The organism is Candidatus Pelagibacter bacterium nBUS_30 (assembly GCF_051201245.1).
Classification (GTDB): Bacteria; Pseudomonadota; Alphaproteobacteria; order Pelagibacterales; family Pelagibacteraceae; genus Pelagibacter.
Genome location: NZ_CP172842.1, coordinates 802,308 through 818,953, shown reverse-complemented (window position 1 = coordinate 818,953; position 16,646 = coordinate 802,308). Strand labels below are relative to the sequence as shown.

At 30.9% G+C, this 16,646-nt stretch carries 16 protein-coding genes; 11 read left to right on the top strand and 5 right to left on the bottom strand.

The genetic code is table 11. The annotated features are described in order from the left end of the window. Nucleotides 1–24: 24 nt before the first annotated feature. Genes ACIJYE_RS04480 through ACIJYE_RS04470 form a run of 3 tightly spaced genes read right to left on the bottom strand, consistent with a single transcriptional unit; the run spans nt 25 to nt 2,880 of the window. Nucleotides 25–1,014 (bottom strand): phytanoyl-CoA dioxygenase family protein, encoded by a 990-nt coding sequence (locus ACIJYE_RS04480; protein ID WP_435089560.1) that lies wholly within the window; start codon nt 1,012–1,014, stop codon nt 25–27. A gap of 51 nt (nt 1,015–1,065) precedes the next feature. Continuing rightward, complete coding sequence (locus ACIJYE_RS04475; protein WP_435089559.1) at nt 1,066–1,935, bottom strand: 2OG-Fe(II) oxygenase; 870 nt, start codon at nt 1,933–1,935, stop codon at nt 1,066–1,068. Beyond that, entirely contained in the window at nt 1,936–2,880 is a 945-nt protein-coding gene (locus tag ACIJYE_RS04470) for a ketopantoate reductase family protein (RefSeq protein WP_435089558.1), read from the bottom strand. Nucleotides 2,881–2,966: 86 nt separating this feature from the next. Here ACIJYE_RS04470 and ACIJYE_RS04465 point away from each other — a divergent pair, with 86 nt between their 5' ends. Together ACIJYE_RS04465 and ACIJYE_RS04460 are read left to right on the top strand one after the other, a co-directional pair. After that, nucleotides 2,967–3,935 carry a DUF1907 domain-containing protein gene (locus ACIJYE_RS04465; RefSeq protein WP_435089557.1) on the top strand — a complete coding sequence of 323 codons (969 nt, stop codon included), beginning with the start codon at nt 2,967–2,969 and terminating at the stop codon, nt 3,933–3,935. Nucleotides 3,936–3,971: 36 nt separating this feature from the next. Beyond that, a complete protein-coding gene (locus ACIJYE_RS04460) occupies nt 3,972–4,385 on the top strand; it encodes a MarR family transcriptional regulator (protein ID WP_023648238.1) in 414 nt (137 codons plus the stop codon). Between the two features lie 12 nt (nt 4,386–4,397). On the opposite strand, the gene ACIJYE_RS04455 is transcribed toward ACIJYE_RS04460, so the two are convergent. Next, complete coding sequence (locus ACIJYE_RS04455; RefSeq protein WP_435089555.1) at nt 4,398–5,189, bottom strand: HpcH/HpaI aldolase family protein; 792 nt, start codon at nt 5,187–5,189, stop codon at nt 4,398–4,400. Between the two features lie 2 nt (nt 5,190–5,191). Next, a complete protein-coding gene (locus tag ACIJYE_RS04450; RefSeq protein WP_435089554.1) occupies nt 5,192–6,634 on the bottom strand; it encodes an NAD-dependent succinate-semialdehyde dehydrogenase in 1,443 nt (480 codons plus the stop codon). 93 nt (nt 6,635–6,727) lie between these two features. Between ACIJYE_RS04450 and iolD the strand changes: the two genes are divergently transcribed. From iolD to ACIJYE_RS04405, 9 genes are all read left to right on the top strand, one after another. After that, nucleotides 6,728–8,572, top strand: coding sequence for a 3D-(3,5/4)-trihydroxycyclohexane-1,2-dione acylhydrolase (decyclizing) (iolD, locus tag ACIJYE_RS04445; protein WP_435089552.1), 1,845 nt, complete (start codon nt 6,728–6,730; stop codon nt 8,570–8,572). A gap of 6 nt (nt 8,573–8,578) precedes the next feature. Continuing rightward, nucleotides 8,579–9,736 (top strand): Gfo/Idh/MocA family protein, encoded by a 1,158-nt coding sequence (locus ACIJYE_RS04440; protein ID WP_435089550.1) that lies wholly within the window; start codon nt 8,579–8,581, stop codon nt 9,734–9,736. Between the two features lie 63 nt (nt 9,737–9,799). Further along, complete coding sequence (locus ACIJYE_RS04435; protein ID WP_435089549.1) at nt 9,800–10,549, top strand: SDR family NAD(P)-dependent oxidoreductase; 750 nt, start codon at nt 9,800–9,802, stop codon at nt 10,547–10,549. A 2-nt stretch (nt 10,550–10,551) separates the two neighbouring features. Then, nucleotides 10,552–11,454 (top strand): ROK family protein, encoded by a 903-nt coding sequence (locus ACIJYE_RS04430; protein WP_435089548.1) that lies wholly within the window; start codon nt 10,552–10,554, stop codon nt 11,452–11,454. A gap of 176 nt (nt 11,455–11,630) precedes the next feature. Beyond that, complete coding sequence (locus tag ACIJYE_RS04425; protein WP_435089547.1) at nt 11,631–12,884, top strand: ABC transporter substrate-binding protein; 1,254 nt, start codon at nt 11,631–11,633, stop codon at nt 12,882–12,884. 70 nt (nt 12,885–12,954) lie between these two features. Continuing rightward, the gene (locus ACIJYE_RS04420; RefSeq protein WP_435089545.1) at nt 12,955–13,830 is read left to right on the top strand and encodes a carbohydrate ABC transporter permease; all 876 of its coding nucleotides are present in this window, start codon (nt 12,955–12,957) and stop codon (nt 13,828–13,830) included. After that, the gene (locus tag ACIJYE_RS04415) at nt 13,817–14,719 is read left to right on the top strand and encodes a carbohydrate ABC transporter permease (RefSeq protein WP_435089544.1); all 903 of its coding nucleotides are present in this window, start codon (nt 13,817–13,819) and stop codon (nt 14,717–14,719) included. Before ACIJYE_RS04420 ends, ACIJYE_RS04415 begins: the two co-directional genes overlap by 14 nt. Before the next feature lies 1 nt (nt 14,720). Next, nucleotides 14,721–15,812, top strand: a complete 1,092-nt coding sequence (locus ACIJYE_RS04410) for an ABC transporter ATP-binding protein (RefSeq protein WP_435089542.1) — start codon at nt 14,721–14,723, stop codon at nt 15,810–15,812. A 2-nt stretch (nt 15,813–15,814) separates the two neighbouring features. After that, nucleotides 15,815–16,576, top strand: a complete 762-nt coding sequence (locus tag ACIJYE_RS04405) for an SDR family NAD(P)-dependent oxidoreductase (RefSeq protein WP_435089541.1) — start codon at nt 15,815–15,817, stop codon at nt 16,574–16,576. Nucleotides 16,577–16,646: the final 70 nt, after the last annotated feature.

The window sequence follows — 16,646 nt, the reverse complement described above, 5'->3', positions numbered from 1 at the left end:
ATATTAATTTTAAAAAATATTTTTTTAGAAATTTATCAACTCAGATAAATCTCTTTTATTGTTTTTGAATGTAGGCAAGGGATATTTAAAGGCATATTTTCTTGGTATGCATTTTTCTTTAGCTTTTTCCCACAGTACAAGCCACTGTTTAAAGTTTGAAACAGTAATATTTTTTTTATTTTTACTTCTAACGTAGAAGCTTGGTAAAGGTTCACGACCCGAAGTTTGCCCTGCTTTGTTATATCTTAGATCAGCACTTATTCTAAATTTATTAGATTTATTTGGAATAGAACAATGTGGAGAATGTCTGTGAAGTAAAATTATATCTCCTACATCTGCTTCTAAATAGATAACTTTTTTTGAATTAAGTAAGTTAGAGTTTTTTATCTCAACTTGTCCTCTGTAACCTGAGTGGTGATTTAATAACCCCAATTTATTTACTCCTGGTGTAGTAATCATACAGCCATTTTTTTTAGTAGTTTTAGTGAAAGGTATCCATACAGTCACTAATTCAGTTTTTTTTTGTCCTTTAGTTGATAATACAGCAGCATCCTGATGCCATGGAGTTCTGCCACTTAAACCATCATAAATTGATTTTTTAGGCAATGTTTTTTCTGGTTGTTTAATTCTTGTATTTTGAACTGGATTAGAAAGAATTTCAGGTCCCAAAATTTTTTCAACAGCATTAAGTATTTTTTTGTGCTTTATTAAATTCCATAAAGAATTTGTTGCAAAATAATCGCTATCTTTTTTTACATGATCCCTCGGTAATCGAGTATTAAAATATTGGTCAAGATCAAATATATTGAGCGTTGAAACAAACTTGTATTTATTTTCAAATTTAAATTTCAAGGCTTTTGTTTTTTTAAGTTTTGAAGAAAATTTATGGATTAGTCTATCCATTACATACTCCATGTCATTTAAAATGGGTTTTAGATCATTATCAAAATTTAAAACATTTTTTACAACAAGGTACCCTTGTTCTTCAAATTTTTTTTTAGTTAAAGATTGCATTTTGATAATTCATAAACTTTAAAAGAAAAATTTTCTCTCTTCAACCTTGTATTAATTTGCAGCTGGAATTGTAAGATAGTTTGCGTCATGAAAAGATGTTAGCTTTTTCTTTTTATTTTTAATTATATGAGGATAATAGGGGATATTTTTGAATTTCCAGATTACAGGCTTATTTAAAGCATAACTTCCATAAATAAAAAACCTTTTAGGACAATTTTTTTCAATGAATCTTTTAACTCCATGGTAGGAATTAGGAGTTGATTGAAAAAAAACTGCTGTTCCTTGTTTAGGTGTAAATTCTTTGACAATATCAAGTTCATTAATCTTTGGGAATCTTTTGAAACTTTTTCTAATATTCTTTTTTGTCTTTTTTTTATAAATGGTAAGTGACCCACCATTTTTTTTAGGAATGTCTGTTAAGTAAATTAAAAAATTATATAATCTAGTAATATCATCTCTATGTGGCCTCAATCTATAACCGCCTTTTGAAACTGAAAAATCTATATCTAAATTTACTTTAGGATTTGAATAATTGTTTCCAAGCATTTTTTGAAGCTCACTGGAGTTTAATTTTTTCTTAATTGTAAATTTTTTTGTATTAAATATTTCTGGAAGATTGGAGTTCTCCCACGAACCATTTTTAAATTTTTTTTTAAACATGTTTTCAATTTTTTTATAGAAAGACTTACTATTAAAAAGTTTAAAGATTTTTTTTGAAATTTTTGAATTTTGAATATATTTGTCAAAATTTTTTGACCCTTTATTTATACGGCTTCTTCCACCCATGATCATATCATCAAAAGATTTGGAACTACTGATTTCTTTGATTAATGTTTTACAAATATTTTTAGGAATAATATTGCTACCTATTAAAACTGGAAAATTACTTTTTATTTTTTTCAATTTTTCAATTTTTAGCATCTAGCTATACATTCCCTCCTTAACTTTAATCATTTTGTACATTAAGTCGTTTAAAGGTGTTTTTATTCCATGTTTTTTTCCAAGACTCGAAACAACACCACTTATAAAATCAATTTCAGTTTTTCTTTTATATTGTATATCAAAAGCCATTGATGATTTATTTGTTTGGTTAGAGTCTACAATTTTATTGAACATAAAAAGGCATTCATCTTCAGATACTTCAACCCCATCTGCTAAAGCTACTTTTCTTGTCTCTAATATAATTTCTTTACCAAGTCCTCGCGAAACATCTTTTGCACTATTATTAATGTAAAGATCTGTGTGATGTAGATCAAATATTGCTGATAAAGGGCCAATTGCTGTTAATGCAAAAAGTTTCATCCATTTTCTTTTCTTCACATCGTCTGTTGCTATAGTTTCAAGATTATATGCAGTGAAAGTGTCAGCCACATCTTTAACTCTTTCACTCATTCCACCCTCGTATTCTCCTATCCACGAAGGTAAAGCAGCGTGGTTCATTATATGACCAGGCCCCAATATATTTGAAGCTTGAGTTGTTGTGCCACCTAATACTTTTTCAACACCAACAATTTTTTGCATAATTGCTTCGTGACCAAATCCATTTTGGAAGGACATAAAAACAGTTTTTTCACCAATGATATTTTTAACACTATTAAGAGCTGGCTCTAAAACAGTTGCTTTACACATTACTATTACCGCATCAACAACACCTACGGATGATGGATCAGTTGTTGCTTTAACTTTAATAAATCTATCTCCACCAAAGCCATCCATTTTAAGACCATTTTTATTTATTGCTTCTACATGTTCTTTCCAAACATCTATTAGAATTACATTTAGTCCTTTTTCTGCTAACAAGCCTCCAAACAAACAACCCATTGCACCAGCACCTAAAACTGCAACTTTTAAATCTTTATTTATCATTAAACCTTTTTTAAATTAATTTATGTATAGATATTATATATATTATCTATAGACATTATACAAAATAAATTATAGCTTAATTAAAAATGCAATTAAAAATAGAAAAATCAAAATTTAAAGAATATTCATTAGATAAAATCTCTGAAGCTTTGCAAAAAGGATTATCTGATAATTATAAAGTTGCTGAGGTAACTATAGCTGACTGCCCAAATTTGAGGGATTGGGGTTGTCCATCTGAAGGTATAAGTGGTAATCAAAAAATTATAGATGTTGGTGGAGAACCTTATATGCACGATCCAAAATTCATTGGTGCTGAATTTGATTATGAAGAAATTTCTAAAATGATTGGATCAGAAAAAAGTTATGCTTTGGGTGCTGGATCAGGTGCCATGTCTTGTTTGGATGGTCATTGTGGTGAATTAGTAATTAATGAAAATTTAATTACTTCTGAGTCAAAATCAATTATTGCTCGAGTTGGTGCTAACAAAGAATGTATTGCTGAAAAATATACAGCCAGAAAACATGGTGGCTTAGGAAACGTTTTTTATACTGATGGAGTTACAGGAAAAGTAATCAAAATTAAAATAAAAGGAAGATCTGGAGAGCAGGGCTCTCTAACTCAAGCAATGAGAAAAGCTTTGTCAGACAATTTAAAAATTGAAGGTAATGATCAGGTTGCTTTAGCGGGCGTTTTTAGAATATTAAAAGGAAAGATTAAATCACATGTTCAGCCTGATTATACTGATATTAAACATGAATATTATGACCCCGAACAAATGAAGTGTGTAAAAGATTTTTTACAATTTTATGAACCTGTTGGACCAGAGCTACAAGGTTACAGCGTACTTTGGACGGGTGATCCTACCGGAGGAGATCTTAATTTAAGAGAATCTGGCGAACACACTCATTTTCACTCTTATACAAAAAAAAATATTGCTGGCCACTATCACTTTGATGTAACACCAGATGAAATAGAGTACGAAGGGTATTTTAATACTGCAGAAGAAGTGCATAGAGTTAACAATATATATAAAGAATTAAGCAATAAAAAATAATATTAATTTAACTTTCTTTAAGATAACATTTGACTGATGAAGAGACAATTTAAGTATCCTAAGCATTTTGAGGAACAAAAAAAAATTCCAAAAATTACTCAAAAAAGAATTAAATTAGCTGAGGTGTCACTTGGTGACTTTGAGGGAAGATTGGAAAATGAATTACTTAACTGGTTCTCATTAACTCCACAACATTGGATTATGTTACATATGGTAATGCTTGCTTATTATAAAAATAAATCAATTACTAAAAATGAATTATTAAAAGTTATTGAAAAATCTTATTTAACCTCAAACGTTTATATCGATACGGCTATTAAAAAAGGTTTTTTTAGAATCATAAGAAATGAAAAAGACAAAAGATCTATCTTTATTTTACCATCTGTAATTACAATAAAAACTTTTGAAGGGTTTATTGATAGAAGAGATATTCTTTATAAAGGGATATAATAAATATTTTAATTAATAAGCTTTAGATTCTTCTTTTTTAGAAAAACCTTTCATCTTATCAACTACAGCCTTAGATCCAGCACTTAATGCTCTTTGATCTGCACCAATTGTTACAAAGTTAAAACCTTTATCAATCATTTTTTGCGCATACTCAGGCGTACCATTGTGAATTCCTGCAAAAATATTATTTTTTTTTGCATGTTCTAAAATTCTTAAAATCTCTGAATAAGCTTTTGTGCTTTCTGGTCTATCAAAACCTGGCTCTTCACCAATAGCTAAACTTAAGTCTGCTGGACCAATATAAATACCATCAACCCCAGGTGTTGACATAATTTCATCAAGCTTATCTAGCGACTCTTTAGTTTCTATCATTGCTAACTTAAGCATTTCATCATTTGCATGTTTAGCATAATCTGAACCACCATAAATTAAACCTCTTACAGGACCAAAACTTCTATAACCATGAGGAGGGTACATACATGCTTGAACAAATCTTTCTGCTTCTTCTTTATTACTTACCATTGGACAGATGATACCATAACAACCTGCATCAAGTATTTTCATTATTTGACCAGGTTCATTCCAGTTAACTCTTGCAAGTGGAGTAACATCTGTTGTTGATATAGTTTGTAACATTGGTAAAGCGTTAGTGTAATCAACTAAGCCATGCTGCATATCAATTGTAAGCGAGTCCCAACCTTGATGAGCCATTACTTCTGCAGAAACAGTACTAGGTATTTGTAACCAACCATTAATGACAGGTTTTCCTGCCTTCATCATTTCCTTAATTTTATTTTTTCTCATTTTTATATTTTTAAACCCATATGAGTGTATTTTACATTTAAATAATCTTTGATTGCTCCTGATCCACCTTCACGTCCATAACCAGTTTGTTTTATTCCACCAAATGGTGCCTCAGCAATTGCAACTACACCAGTGTTAACCGCAACACATCCAGATTCTAATTTTTCAGATCCTATATGAGCTTGGTCCATTGAATTTGTGTATAAATAGCTACATAAACCTAAATCATTATCATTTGCTCTTTCAATAACTTCATCAAAAGTTTTAAATGTTAGAATAGGCACAAGTGGACCAAAAGGCTCTTCTTTCATAATTGTAAAATTATCTTTTACATCATCAAAGACAGTTGGTTCATAGTAGTATCCTTTATTAAAACCAGCAGGTCTTTTTCCACCCATTAAAACTTTAGCACCTTCATTTTTTGTAGTCTCAACTAATTTTTCAATTTCTTCTAATCTTTTTGCGGTAGTCAAAGGTCCTAACTCAACACCTTCATCCATACCATTACCTATCTTAAGTTTTTTTGCTCTTTCCATAAAAGCACTCACAAACTCATCTTTCCTATTTTCTTGGATATAAAATCTATTAGGTGAAATACATACCTGTCCATTATTTCTAAATTTTCCAGTTATTGCTATGTCAGCTACTTTATTCATATCCACATCCTCACATACTATGAAAGGAGAATGTCCACTTAATTCCATTGTAACTCTTTGAACTTTATCAGCTGCTTTTTTTAAAATAATCTTACCAACTCTAGTTGAACCAGTAATTGATACTTTTTTGATTATGTCTGATTCCATTAACTCATTTGATATTTCAGCTGGATCACCAGATAATAAATTTACCACTCCATCTGGTACACCTGCCTCTTTACATATATCTACTAATTCCATTACAGCACCAGGAGTAATTGTATCTGGTTTACAAATAACAGAACAACCTGCTGCTAAAGCAGTTGAAATTTTTCTTGAGGCTAAAACTATTGGAAAATTCCAGGGAACCAGTGCTGCTACTACACCAACAGGCTGATAATAAACATGAACTCTAGTATCTGGAAATCTACTTTGTTGTGTTTGACCATAAATTCTCTTTGTCTCTTCAGCGTTCCACTCAAAAATATCAGCTCCACCACCAACTTCTCCGACACCTTCTGCAAGTGGTTTTCCTACTTCAAGTGTTAACCATTTAGCAAGAACATCTTTCCTCTCCCTCATTAAGTCTGCAATTTTTCTAAGGGTATAAGCTCTTTGCCAAGGTGCAGTATTTTTCCAAATTTCCAAACCTTTTTCAGCAGACTTCAGTGCTTTTTGTACATCAGCTGAAGATGCTTTTGATGCTTTTCCAATTACTTCTTCAGTTGCTGGGTTAATTACATCGTATGTTTCATTTTTTTCTGCTTGTTGCCATTTACCGTCAATGAATTGTCCAAATTTACTATACATAGAATTTATTTTTAAGTTTACTTAATGCGGTTTTTTATTTTATAAATATATATATATATAAACATTATACATATTAAAAGATAAACTTAACTTATGAAAAAAATTACACTTACCTGTGCTCACGCAGTAGTTAAATATTTAATTGCTCAAAAAATATTAATTAATGGTAAAAAAGAACCTTTGTTCCCTGGTGTATTTGGAATATTTGGACATGGAAATGTAGCGTGTTTAGGACAAGCATTAGAAGAAAATCAAAAAGAACTTCCAACTTATAGAGGTCATCATGAGCAAAATATGGCTCTAACAGGAATTGGATATGCAAGAGCAAAAAGAAGGCAGCAAATTTTTGTGGCAACTTCATCAGTTGGCCCAGGAGCAACTAATATGGTTACTGCAGCAGCAGTAGCGATGAGCAATCGATTACCAATTTTATTTTTACCAGGTGATACTTATGCAAATAGAATACCTGATCCAGTTTTACAACAAGTAGAACATTTTAATAACCCTGGCATTACAGTAAATGATGCTTTTAAACCTGTAACAAGATATTTTGATAGAATAACAAGACCAGAACAAATCATTTCATCTTTTCCTGCAGCAGTCCAAACCATGTTAGATCCGGCAGATTGTGGTCCAGCATGTATAGCTTTAAGTCAAGATATACAGGGACAAACTTATGATTATCCAGAAGATTTTTTTAAAGAAAAAGTACATTCAATTAGAAGACCAAGACCTGATGAACATCAAATTAAAGAAGCAGCAGAAAAAATAAAATCATCAAAAAACCCAATACTAATTTCAGGTGGAGGAGTTTTTTATTCTGATGCAATGGATGAGTTAAGTAAGTTTGCAATTAAACATAACATTCCAGTAACTCAAACTGTAATGGGATATTCTACCATGAAAAGAGATCATTCACATTATGCTGGTCAAATAGGGGGTTTGGGTGGAAAAAATACTAACTCATTAGCCAAACAAACAGATCTTGCAATTGCAGTTGGAACTAAGTTGGCAGACTTTACAACAGGTTCGTGGGCAAATTTTGAAAACGAAAATTTTAAACTTGTTTCAATTAATGTATCAAGATTTGATGCTAACAAACATTTAGCACAAGCTGTAGTGGGGGATGCTAAAGTTTCTTTAGATGAACTTTCTTTAGCATTAGGAGATTGGAAAGTAGGTGAAGAGTGGAATAAAAAATCTCAAACTGAGTTAAAAGCTTGGAATGAAGAAGTGGATAAAGCGAGTGCTCCTTCAAATCAAGAAGTACCAAGTTATGTCCAAGTTATTGGCGCTATTTATAAAAATTCTGATCCATCTGATATTGCAGTTACAGCTGCAGGAGGTTTAGTTGGTGAGGTCATTCAAGTTTGGAGACCAAGAGAATTAAATACTCATGAAACGGAGTGGGGTTTTAGTTGTATGAGTTACGAAATATCAGGTGCACTAGGTATAAAAATGGCAAATCCAGATAAGGAAGTTATTTCATTTATAGGAGATGGTTCATACTTATTAAATAATTCTGATATTTATTCATCAGTCATTACTAAAAATAAACTTATTATAATTGTTTGTGATAACGGTGGTTTTGCTGTGATTAACAGACTTCAATTATTTAAGGGTGGAAAAGAATTTAATAATTTACTTAAAAGTTCAAATACACCTGGTTTAGTAGGGGTGAATTTTGCCAAACACGCTGCAAGCATGGGTGCTAAATCAGAGGAAGTAAGTTCAATTTCAGATTTAGAGGAAGCTTTTAAGAGAGCAAAAAAATCAGATGTGACTTATGTGATTTCAATTAAAACACATGCCTATCAGTGGTTGGAAGGTTCAGCTTTTTGGGATAGCCCTACATTAGAAATTCCTACTACTAAAGAAAACAAAGAAGCTTTAAAACTTTATAAAGAAGGAAAGACTAAGCAAAGACAAGGTGTGTAATTCTTTATGAATAAAATTTTTAAGGTTGGCCTAATTGGCTGTGGTCATATTTCGGAAACTTATTTTAGAGCTGAAAAATATTTTAATAATATCAAAATTATTAAATGTGCAGATATCAATCATAATAATGCATTAAAATGTGCCAAAAATTATAAGATAAAAGCGTTGAGTGTAAAAGAACTGTTAAAAGATAATGAGGTAGAAATTATACTTAATCTTACAATCCCAAAAGCTCATTATCAAGTCGCTAAACAAGCCCTATTAAACGGTAAACACGTTTACTCTGAAAAACCTTTGGCAATTAATTTTAAAGATGGCAAGGAACTTTTAAAACTATCAAAAAGAAAAAAACTTTATATAGGTAATGCTCCTGATACATTTTTAGGTGGTGGAATTCAAAAATCAAAAGAATTAGTTGATAAAAATATTATAGGTAAAATTAATTTAGGTAACGCTATTTTTGCTTTCCCAGGAGTTCAGTCATACCATCCAAATCCTGAGCCGTGGTTCGCGAAAAAAGAGGGTGGACCAGTAATTGATATGGGCCCTTACTATTTAACTGCATTAGTAAATTTATTAGGTCCCGCAAAAAAAGTTTCAGGCAGTATAGTTAATGGAGTTAAAAGAAGAACGATTGGTATAGGAGCAAGAAAAAACAAAAAATTTAAAGTTGAATGCCCAACAACATACTTATCAACAATCACTTTTGAAAATGGAACAATTATCAGATTAACCCTCTCGTTTGATGTGATCGCCCATCAAAGAAATCATATTGAACTGTACGGTGATAAAGGTTCAATGATTGTACCTGATCCAAATATGTTTGGTGGTTCAGTTTATGTATGTAAAAAATTAGGTGATCCCTGGAAAGAGTACAAAACTAGCAAAATGCCATTAGGAAAAATTAATATTAGATCGCAAAGTTCTAGAGCAAATGAGTCTCCTACGAATGCTAATTACCGAGGAGCAGGCTTGGCCGAAATGGCTTATTCTATAGAAAATAAAAAGATTAATAAGTGTAATGGAGAATTATCATTGCATGTGCTAGATATAATCCAATCAACTATGAGTGCTTGTACTTCTGGTGTTTCTCAATCAATTAAAACAAGTTGTAAAAAACCAAAACCATTCTCAATAAAGGAAGTTAAAAAGATTTTAAAATAGTTTTAAGACCTTTAACTGATTGATTTTTTCTATTATTAAAGTGAAAATAAAATATTATTTATAATGATAAAATTTGATTTAACAAATAAAGTTGCAATTATTACTGGTGGAGCGCAAGGTTTTGGATTTGCAATATCAGAAAGATTTATTCAATCTGGTGCAAAAGTAATTATGTGGGACATAGATGAAGATGCTGCAAAAAAAGCTAAAGAAAAAATTAACTCAGATAATTTAAGTTACCAGATTTTAGATGTCACAAATTCAGAAAATATTAATAAAAATTTAAAAAAAATTGAAAATCAATTTAATAAAATAGATATATTCATTAATAATGCTGGTATTGCGGGAATGAATACTACAGTAGCTGATTACCCTTTAGATGAATGGAACATAGTGATTAATTTAAATCTAAACTCAGTATTTTATTGCTGTAAGGCTGTTGTTCCATTTATGAAAAAAAATAACTATGGACGAATAGTTAATATTGCATCAATTGCTGGTAAAGAGGGAAACCCTAATGCAAGTGCTTATAGTAGTTCAAAAGCTGGAGTTATTGCTTTAACTAAATCTTTAGGTAAAGAATTAGCTCAAAATAACATAGCAGTTAATTGTGTTACACCAGCTGCAGCCAAGACAAGAATTTTTGATCAAATGACTGAAGAGCATATCAATTACATGTTATCTAAAATTCCTAGAAATAAATTTGCAAAAGTTGAAGAGTTGGCATCATTAGTTACATGGCTAGCTTGTGAAGAAAATTCATTCTCAACAGGAGCTGTTTTTGATTTAAGTGGTGGAAGGGCTACATATTAATCATGCAGATAGGAATTGATGTAGGTGCTACCAAAATTGAAAGTGTGGTTTTAGAGGAAGATGGTAATGAAAAGCATAGATCAAGAACTGCTTGTCCCAAAGATTATTTAACAATTATCAATACAATTAAAGATATTCATAATAAATTAGAAAAAGAATTTCAAACAGAATTACCAATTGGTGTTTGTCATCCAGGAATACATTCCCCACAAACTGGCTTAGTAAAAAATGCGCCTAATTGCGCATGGTTAGAAAAAAAACCTTTTCAAGGTGATTTAAGAAAAGCTTTGGGTAAAGAAGTTTTTTGTGAAAATGATGGAAATTGTTTTGCTTTATCAGAAGCGATTGATGGCTCAGGAAAACATTACAAGATTGTTTATGGAATTATTTTAGGGTCAGGAGCGGGCGGTGGTCTTGTTATAGATAAACAAATAGTAAGTGGTCCCAATGGAGTAGCCGGTGAATGGGGTCATAATCAAATTCCATATTTTGCAGCAAAAAAAGAAAACTTCAGTTCAAATAATGCTAGAGAGGCAGAGGTTGAAAGTTTTATCTCAGGGCTTGGTATGGCAAAAAGATTTAATAAAATTTATGGTAAAAATTTAAAAACAAGTGAAATTTTTGAACTTAATAGAAGACATGATTTAGATGCTGAAAGATTTATAGATGAATTTAAATTGAATTTAGCAATGTCATTATCTGCAATTATTAATATTTTAGATCCAGATGCATTTATTTTTGGCGGTGGTGTTTCAAACGAAATAGATTTTTTAAGTGAAATAGAGTCTATGGTTAAAAAGTTTGTAATTGGAAAAGAATATGATGGAGTTTTTTTAAAACCTAAATATGGTGATGCTAGTGGGGTGAGAGGCGCTGCTAGATTAGGACGAAGAACTACTTATTAAAAATTCAATTAAAAGTTGAAATTAAAAAAATAATTTTTCTTTAAACTTAAATTTTTTCAAAATAAAAAACGTAAAAAAAAATACCAACTGGAGGTTGTAGACAAATTTTTCAATTTCAATTAATTTTTTTAACAGATACGATCTTTTTTTAATTAAAATAATTAGGAGAAGATAAAATGAAAAAAATAATTATTGCTATTTTAGCAATGGTTTTAGCTCCAACACTTTCTTATGCTGGATCTAAAGCAGAAGTACTTCACTGGTGGACATCAGGTGGAGAGGCAAAAGCTTTACAAGTTTTAAAAGATGATTTTGCTGCTCAAGGTGGTGAGTGGAAAGATATGCCAGTTGCAGGTGGTGGTGGAGATGCTGCTATGCAAACATTAAAAGCTAGAATAGTAGCTAATGATGCGCCGGCTGCCGCTCAAATTAAAGGACCAACAATCCAAGCTTATGATAGAGAAGGCGTTGTAGCACCATATAATATTGATGCTGTAGCTAAAGCTGAAGGTTGGGACAAACTTTTAAGTAAACAAGTTGCTGATCATATGAAATGTGATGATGGAAAAGCATATTGTGCTGCACCAGTAAACATTCATAGAATTGATTGGTTTTGGGCTAACAAAAAAGTTTTAGATTCTAACGGAATTAAAATGCCATCATCATGGGCTGAATTCAATGCTGCTGCTGATAAGCTTCAAGCAAAAGGAATTATTCCTTTAGCACATGGTTCTCAACCTTGGCAAGACGCAACAGTTTTTGAAGCTGTAGCTCTTGGTATTGGTGGAAATGATTTTTATAAAAAAGCATTTGTAGATGCTGATGTTGCGACATTAGGTGGATCTACAATGGTAAAAATCTTTGATCAAATGAGAAAACTTAAAGGTTACACAGATGCAGGTTCTCCAGGAAGAGATTGGAACGTTGCAACTGGTATGGTTATGGAAGGCAAAGCTGCATTCCAACTTATGGGTGACTGGGCAAAAGGTGAATTTGCTGCTGCTGGTTTAAAACCAGACGTAGATTACTACTGTGCAGCTACACCATCTAATAACGGTTACTTGTACAATGTTGACTCATTCATTTTCTTTAAAATTAAAGGTAAAGAAAAAGTTGAAGGTCAAAAACTTCTTGCAAGTTTAATCATGGGTAAAGAGTTCCAAAAAGTTTTCAACATTTACAAAGGATCAATTCCAGCAAGACTTGATGTTCCAATGGATGATTTTGATAAATGTGCGAAAAAATCTAATTCAGATTTAAATACTGCAGCAGCAAAAGGTGGATTACTTCCAAGTTTTGCTCACGGTATGACTTTAGAGCTTGGTGTTAAAGGTGCAATACAAGATGTTGTAACTGAACACTTTAACTCAAACATGTCTTCACAAGATGCTGTTAAGAAATTATCAGCTGCTGTTAAGGCTGCAAGTTAGTCAAAAAAGTTAATCTTAAATTTCATGCGCTATTTATTTAGCGCATGATTTATTCAGAAAATATTATTTTATGTATTGGTTAAAAAGAAATTTACCGAGGTTAGTTATAGCTCCATCTTTTGGTGTGATCGCCTGGTTTGTTTATGGTTTTATATTTTGGACAATATATATTTCTTTTACAAAATCAAAATTATTACCTAAGTATGAATTTTGGGGAATAGACCAATATTTTAGACTTTGGTCGATGCCAAGATGGCATGTAGCAGTTGAAAACTTATTTATTTTTACAATTCTATTTATAATTTTGTGTGTTTTAATTGGAATTGTTCTAGCGATTTTATTAGATCAAAAAATTAGATCAGAGGGTTTTTTAAGAACAATTTACTTATATCCAATGGCATTATCATTTATTGTGACAGGTACTGCGTGGAGATGGATATTAAACCCTTCTCTTGGTATTGAAAAATTTGCTCAAGATATAGGATTTGAAACGTTTACCTTTGACTGGTTAGTAACGCCAGGAATGTCAATATATACAATAGTTATTGCAGGCGTTTGGCAATCTTCAGGGTTTATAATGGCCATTTTTCTCGCTGGTTTAAGATCAGTTGATGATGAAATAATTAAAGCAGCTAAAATTGATGGTGCTGGAATTGTTTCCGTATATACGAAAATAATTTTACCAATGATGAGGCCTGTATTCATGAGCGCCATTGTAATATTGGTTCACCTAGCAATTAAAAGTTATGATTTAGTAATAGCATTAACTGCTGGTGGTCCTGGAATTTCGTCAGATATGCCAGCTGTATTTATGACTCAAATGGCATTTCACAGAAGTGAAATTGGTTTAGCTTCAGCAAGTGCAATAATGATGTTTTTAACTGTTTCGGCAATTGTTGTTCCATATTTATATTCAGAACTAAAGAGAGAAGATGACAGGAAATAATAATCAAACTTATAAAGAATTAGAAAGATCTTCTAACACAAAGAAACTTATCTATAGATGGATATTGTTTGTAATTTTAGGAATATTTGCACTTTATTACATAACACCACTCTATGTAATGATAGTTACTTCATTTAAAACAATGGAAGAAATTAGGCAGGGAAACTTATTCTCTTTACCTGGTTCTTTAAATTTATCCTCTTGGGATGTAGCATGGAATGGCCAAGGTTTTTCAGCAGGTGATGTTTATTTGAAAACATACTTTTGGAATTCAGTTAAATTAGTAGTCCCAGCTGTAATTATCTCAACAATTTTAGGAGCTATTAATGGATATGCTTTAACTAAATGGAGATTTAAAGGCGATAGTTACATTTTTTTATTATTTTTATTTGGAACATTTATTCCTTACCAAGCAATATTGCTTCCAATGTCAAGAACACTAGGTTTTATGGGTATCTCAAATTCAATATACGGATTGATTTTAGTTCATGTAGTTTATGGTTTATGTTTTACAACTCTCTTTTGTAGAAATTATTATATTTCTATTTCAGATGAGATTGTAAAAGCTGCAAGAATTGATGGGGCAGGTTTTTTTAAAATATTTTTTAAAATAATGTTACCGATTTCTGCTCCAATTTTAGTTGTCACAGTTATTTGGCAGTTTACTATGATTTGGAATGATTTTTTATTTGGTGCCACTTTTACTTTTGGTGAAGAAGCCCCTATTCAAGTTGCTTTAAACAACATGGTTTTAACAAGCTCGAGTGTAAAAAGATATAATGTAGATATGGCAGCTGCAATCATTGCAGGTTTTCCAACACTCATTGTTTACGTTTTAGCAGGTAAATATTTTATAAGAGGACTAACAGCAGGATCAGTGAAAGGATAACATGGCGAATTTAAAGATAAATGACATTAATAAAAATTTTGGATCTACCGAAGTTTTAAAAGGAATAAATTTAGATATTAACGATGGTGACTTCTTGGTTTTGTTAGGACCTTCTGGATGTGGAAAATCAACACTATTAAATACTATCGCTGGTCTAGAAACCTCTAACAGTGGTGATATTTTAATTGATGACTATCGAGTAAATGACATGGAACCTAGCGATAGAGATATAGCTTTAGTATTCCAGTCTTATGCACTTTATCCTGCAATGACTGTGAAAGGTAATGTTACATTTGGATTAGAACAGAGAAAAACACCTAAAGATAAAATAGAAGAATCATTAAAAAGAGTGTCTAGTTTATTGAAAATTAATGAGCTGTTAGAGCGAAAGCCCTCACAATTATCTGGTGGTCAAAGACAAAGAGTTGCTATGGGTAGAGCCTTGGTAAGAGATCCTAAAGTATTTTTATTTGACGAACCATTATCAAATTTAGATGCAAAATTAAGAGTTGAAATGAGAAGAGAAATAAAAAAACTTCATCAAAACTTAAAAACAACTGTTGTTTATGTAACCCATGATCAAACTGAAGCTATGAGCCTTGGAACTAATATAGCAATCATGAATCATGGCGTAATTCAACAATGTGACACTCCAAAAAATATTTACAATACACCTAGCAATATTTTTGTTGCAGATTTTATTGGTTCTCCTTCAATGAATTTAATTAAAGGAAAATTATCTAATCAAAATGGCCAGCTATTTTTTGTTAATGAAGATAAGGTAAATATTCCATTAAGTAATTATAATTTTAAAAATAAAATTAACCAAAGTGAGAAAGAAATTATTTTAGGTATCAGACCTGAGCATATTTATATTGAGAAAAATGCATCTGATAATTTTGAAATTAATGTTAAATCAGAGCTTGCTGAATATATTGGTCATGAGCAGATAATAACATTTGATTTTTCAGGACAACAATTGCTTGGAAAGTTTTCATCAACTATAGATATTAATATCAATAAAGAATTTAAATTATTTATGGATGTTAATCAAATATCTGTATTTGATGCCTTAACTGAGGAAAGAATGTGAATATGAATACAAGATATTCAGATTTAAAAGACAAAAGAATTTTTATTACAGGTGGTGGTTCTGGTATTGGTGCATCCATAGTTGAGCATTTTTGTGAACAAGGTAGTGAAGTATATTTTGTTGATATTAATGTTAAAGACTCAAAAAAATTAATAAACACTATTAATAATAAAGGATTTAGAATACCAACTTTTATTGAATGCAATTTGTTAAACGTCCAAAAATTACAAAAAATAATTAAAAAAATAATCTCAACTAAAGGAACTATACATTCCCTCGTCAATAATGCTGCTAATGATGATAGACATAATTCAAAACAAGTAGATGAAAAATATTGGGAAAATAGAATGGCTATAAATCTAAAACATTATTTTTTTGCTTCAAAAGCAGTAATAGATGCCATGATTAAAAATAAAAATGGTTCTATTGTTAACTTAAGTTCAGTGTCATGGATGTTGGGTGAAGGAGATAAAGTAGTTTATGAAACAGCAAAATCAGCTGTTGTTGGTTTAACTAGATCTTTTGCTCAAGAATTTGGAAAATATAATATTCGAACCAATTCTGTGATGCCTGGTTCAATTGCTACAGAAAGACAAATTAAACATTGGTTAACACCTAAATATAAAAAAAAAATTTTAGATAAACAGGCGTTGAAAAGACAACTAAAACCTGAAGATGTTGCTAGATTAGTATTATTTTTATCCTCAGACCAATCTTCTGGATGTACTAAACAAAGTTTCGTAGTTGATGGCGGAATTACTTGATCAAAGTTTAGTTTATTAAAAATAAAAAAACCTATACATACATAAAAAATTTAATGATATTTTTATAATT

Coding starts and splice junctions, on each gene's coding strand:
- ACIJYE_RS04480 (WP_435089560.1), bottom strand. CDS start 1,014: ATGCAATCTTTAACTAAAAAAAAATTTGAAGAACAAGGGTACCTTGTT.
- ACIJYE_RS04475 (WP_435089559.1), bottom strand. CDS start 1,935: ATGCTAAAAATTGAAAAATTGAAAAAAATAAAAAGTAATTTTCCAGTT.
- ACIJYE_RS04470 (WP_435089558.1), bottom strand. CDS start 2,880: ATGATAAATAAAGATTTAAAAGTTGCAGTTTTAGGTGCTGGTGCAATG.
- ACIJYE_RS04465 (WP_435089557.1), top strand. CDS start 2,967: ATGCAATTAAAAATAGAAAAATCAAAATTTAAAGAATATTCATTAGAT.
- ACIJYE_RS04460 (WP_023648238.1), top strand. CDS start 3,972: ATGAAGAGACAATTTAAGTATCCTAAGCATTTTGAGGAACAAAAAAAA.
- ACIJYE_RS04455 (WP_435089555.1), bottom strand. CDS start 5,189: ATGAGAAAAAATAAAATTAAGGAAATGATGAAGGCAGGAAAACCTGTC.
- ACIJYE_RS04450 (WP_435089554.1), bottom strand. CDS start 6,634: ATGTATAGTAAATTTGGACAATTCATTGACGGTAAATGGCAACAAGCA.
- iolD (WP_435089552.1), top strand. CDS start 6,728: ATGAAAAAAATTACACTTACCTGTGCTCACGCAGTAGTTAAATATTTA.
- ACIJYE_RS04440 (WP_435089550.1), top strand. CDS start 8,579: ATGAATAAAATTTTTAAGGTTGGCCTAATTGGCTGTGGTCATATTTCG.
- ACIJYE_RS04435 (WP_435089549.1), top strand. CDS start 9,800: ATGATAAAATTTGATTTAACAAATAAAGTTGCAATTATTACTGGTGGA.
- ACIJYE_RS04430 (WP_435089548.1), top strand. CDS start 10,552: ATGCAGATAGGAATTGATGTAGGTGCTACCAAAATTGAAAGTGTGGTT.
- ACIJYE_RS04425 (WP_435089547.1), top strand. CDS start 11,631: ATGAAAAAAATAATTATTGCTATTTTAGCAATGGTTTTAGCTCCAACA.
- ACIJYE_RS04420 (WP_435089545.1), top strand. CDS start 12,955: ATGTATTGGTTAAAAAGAAATTTACCGAGGTTAGTTATAGCTCCATCT.
- ACIJYE_RS04415 (WP_435089544.1), top strand. CDS start 13,817: ATGACAGGAAATAATAATCAAACTTATAAAGAATTAGAAAGATCTTCT.
- ACIJYE_RS04410 (WP_435089542.1), top strand. CDS start 14,721: ATGGCGAATTTAAAGATAAATGACATTAATAAAAATTTTGGATCTACC.
- ACIJYE_RS04405 (WP_435089541.1), top strand. CDS start 15,815: ATGAATACAAGATATTCAGATTTAAAAGACAAAAGAATTTTTATTACA.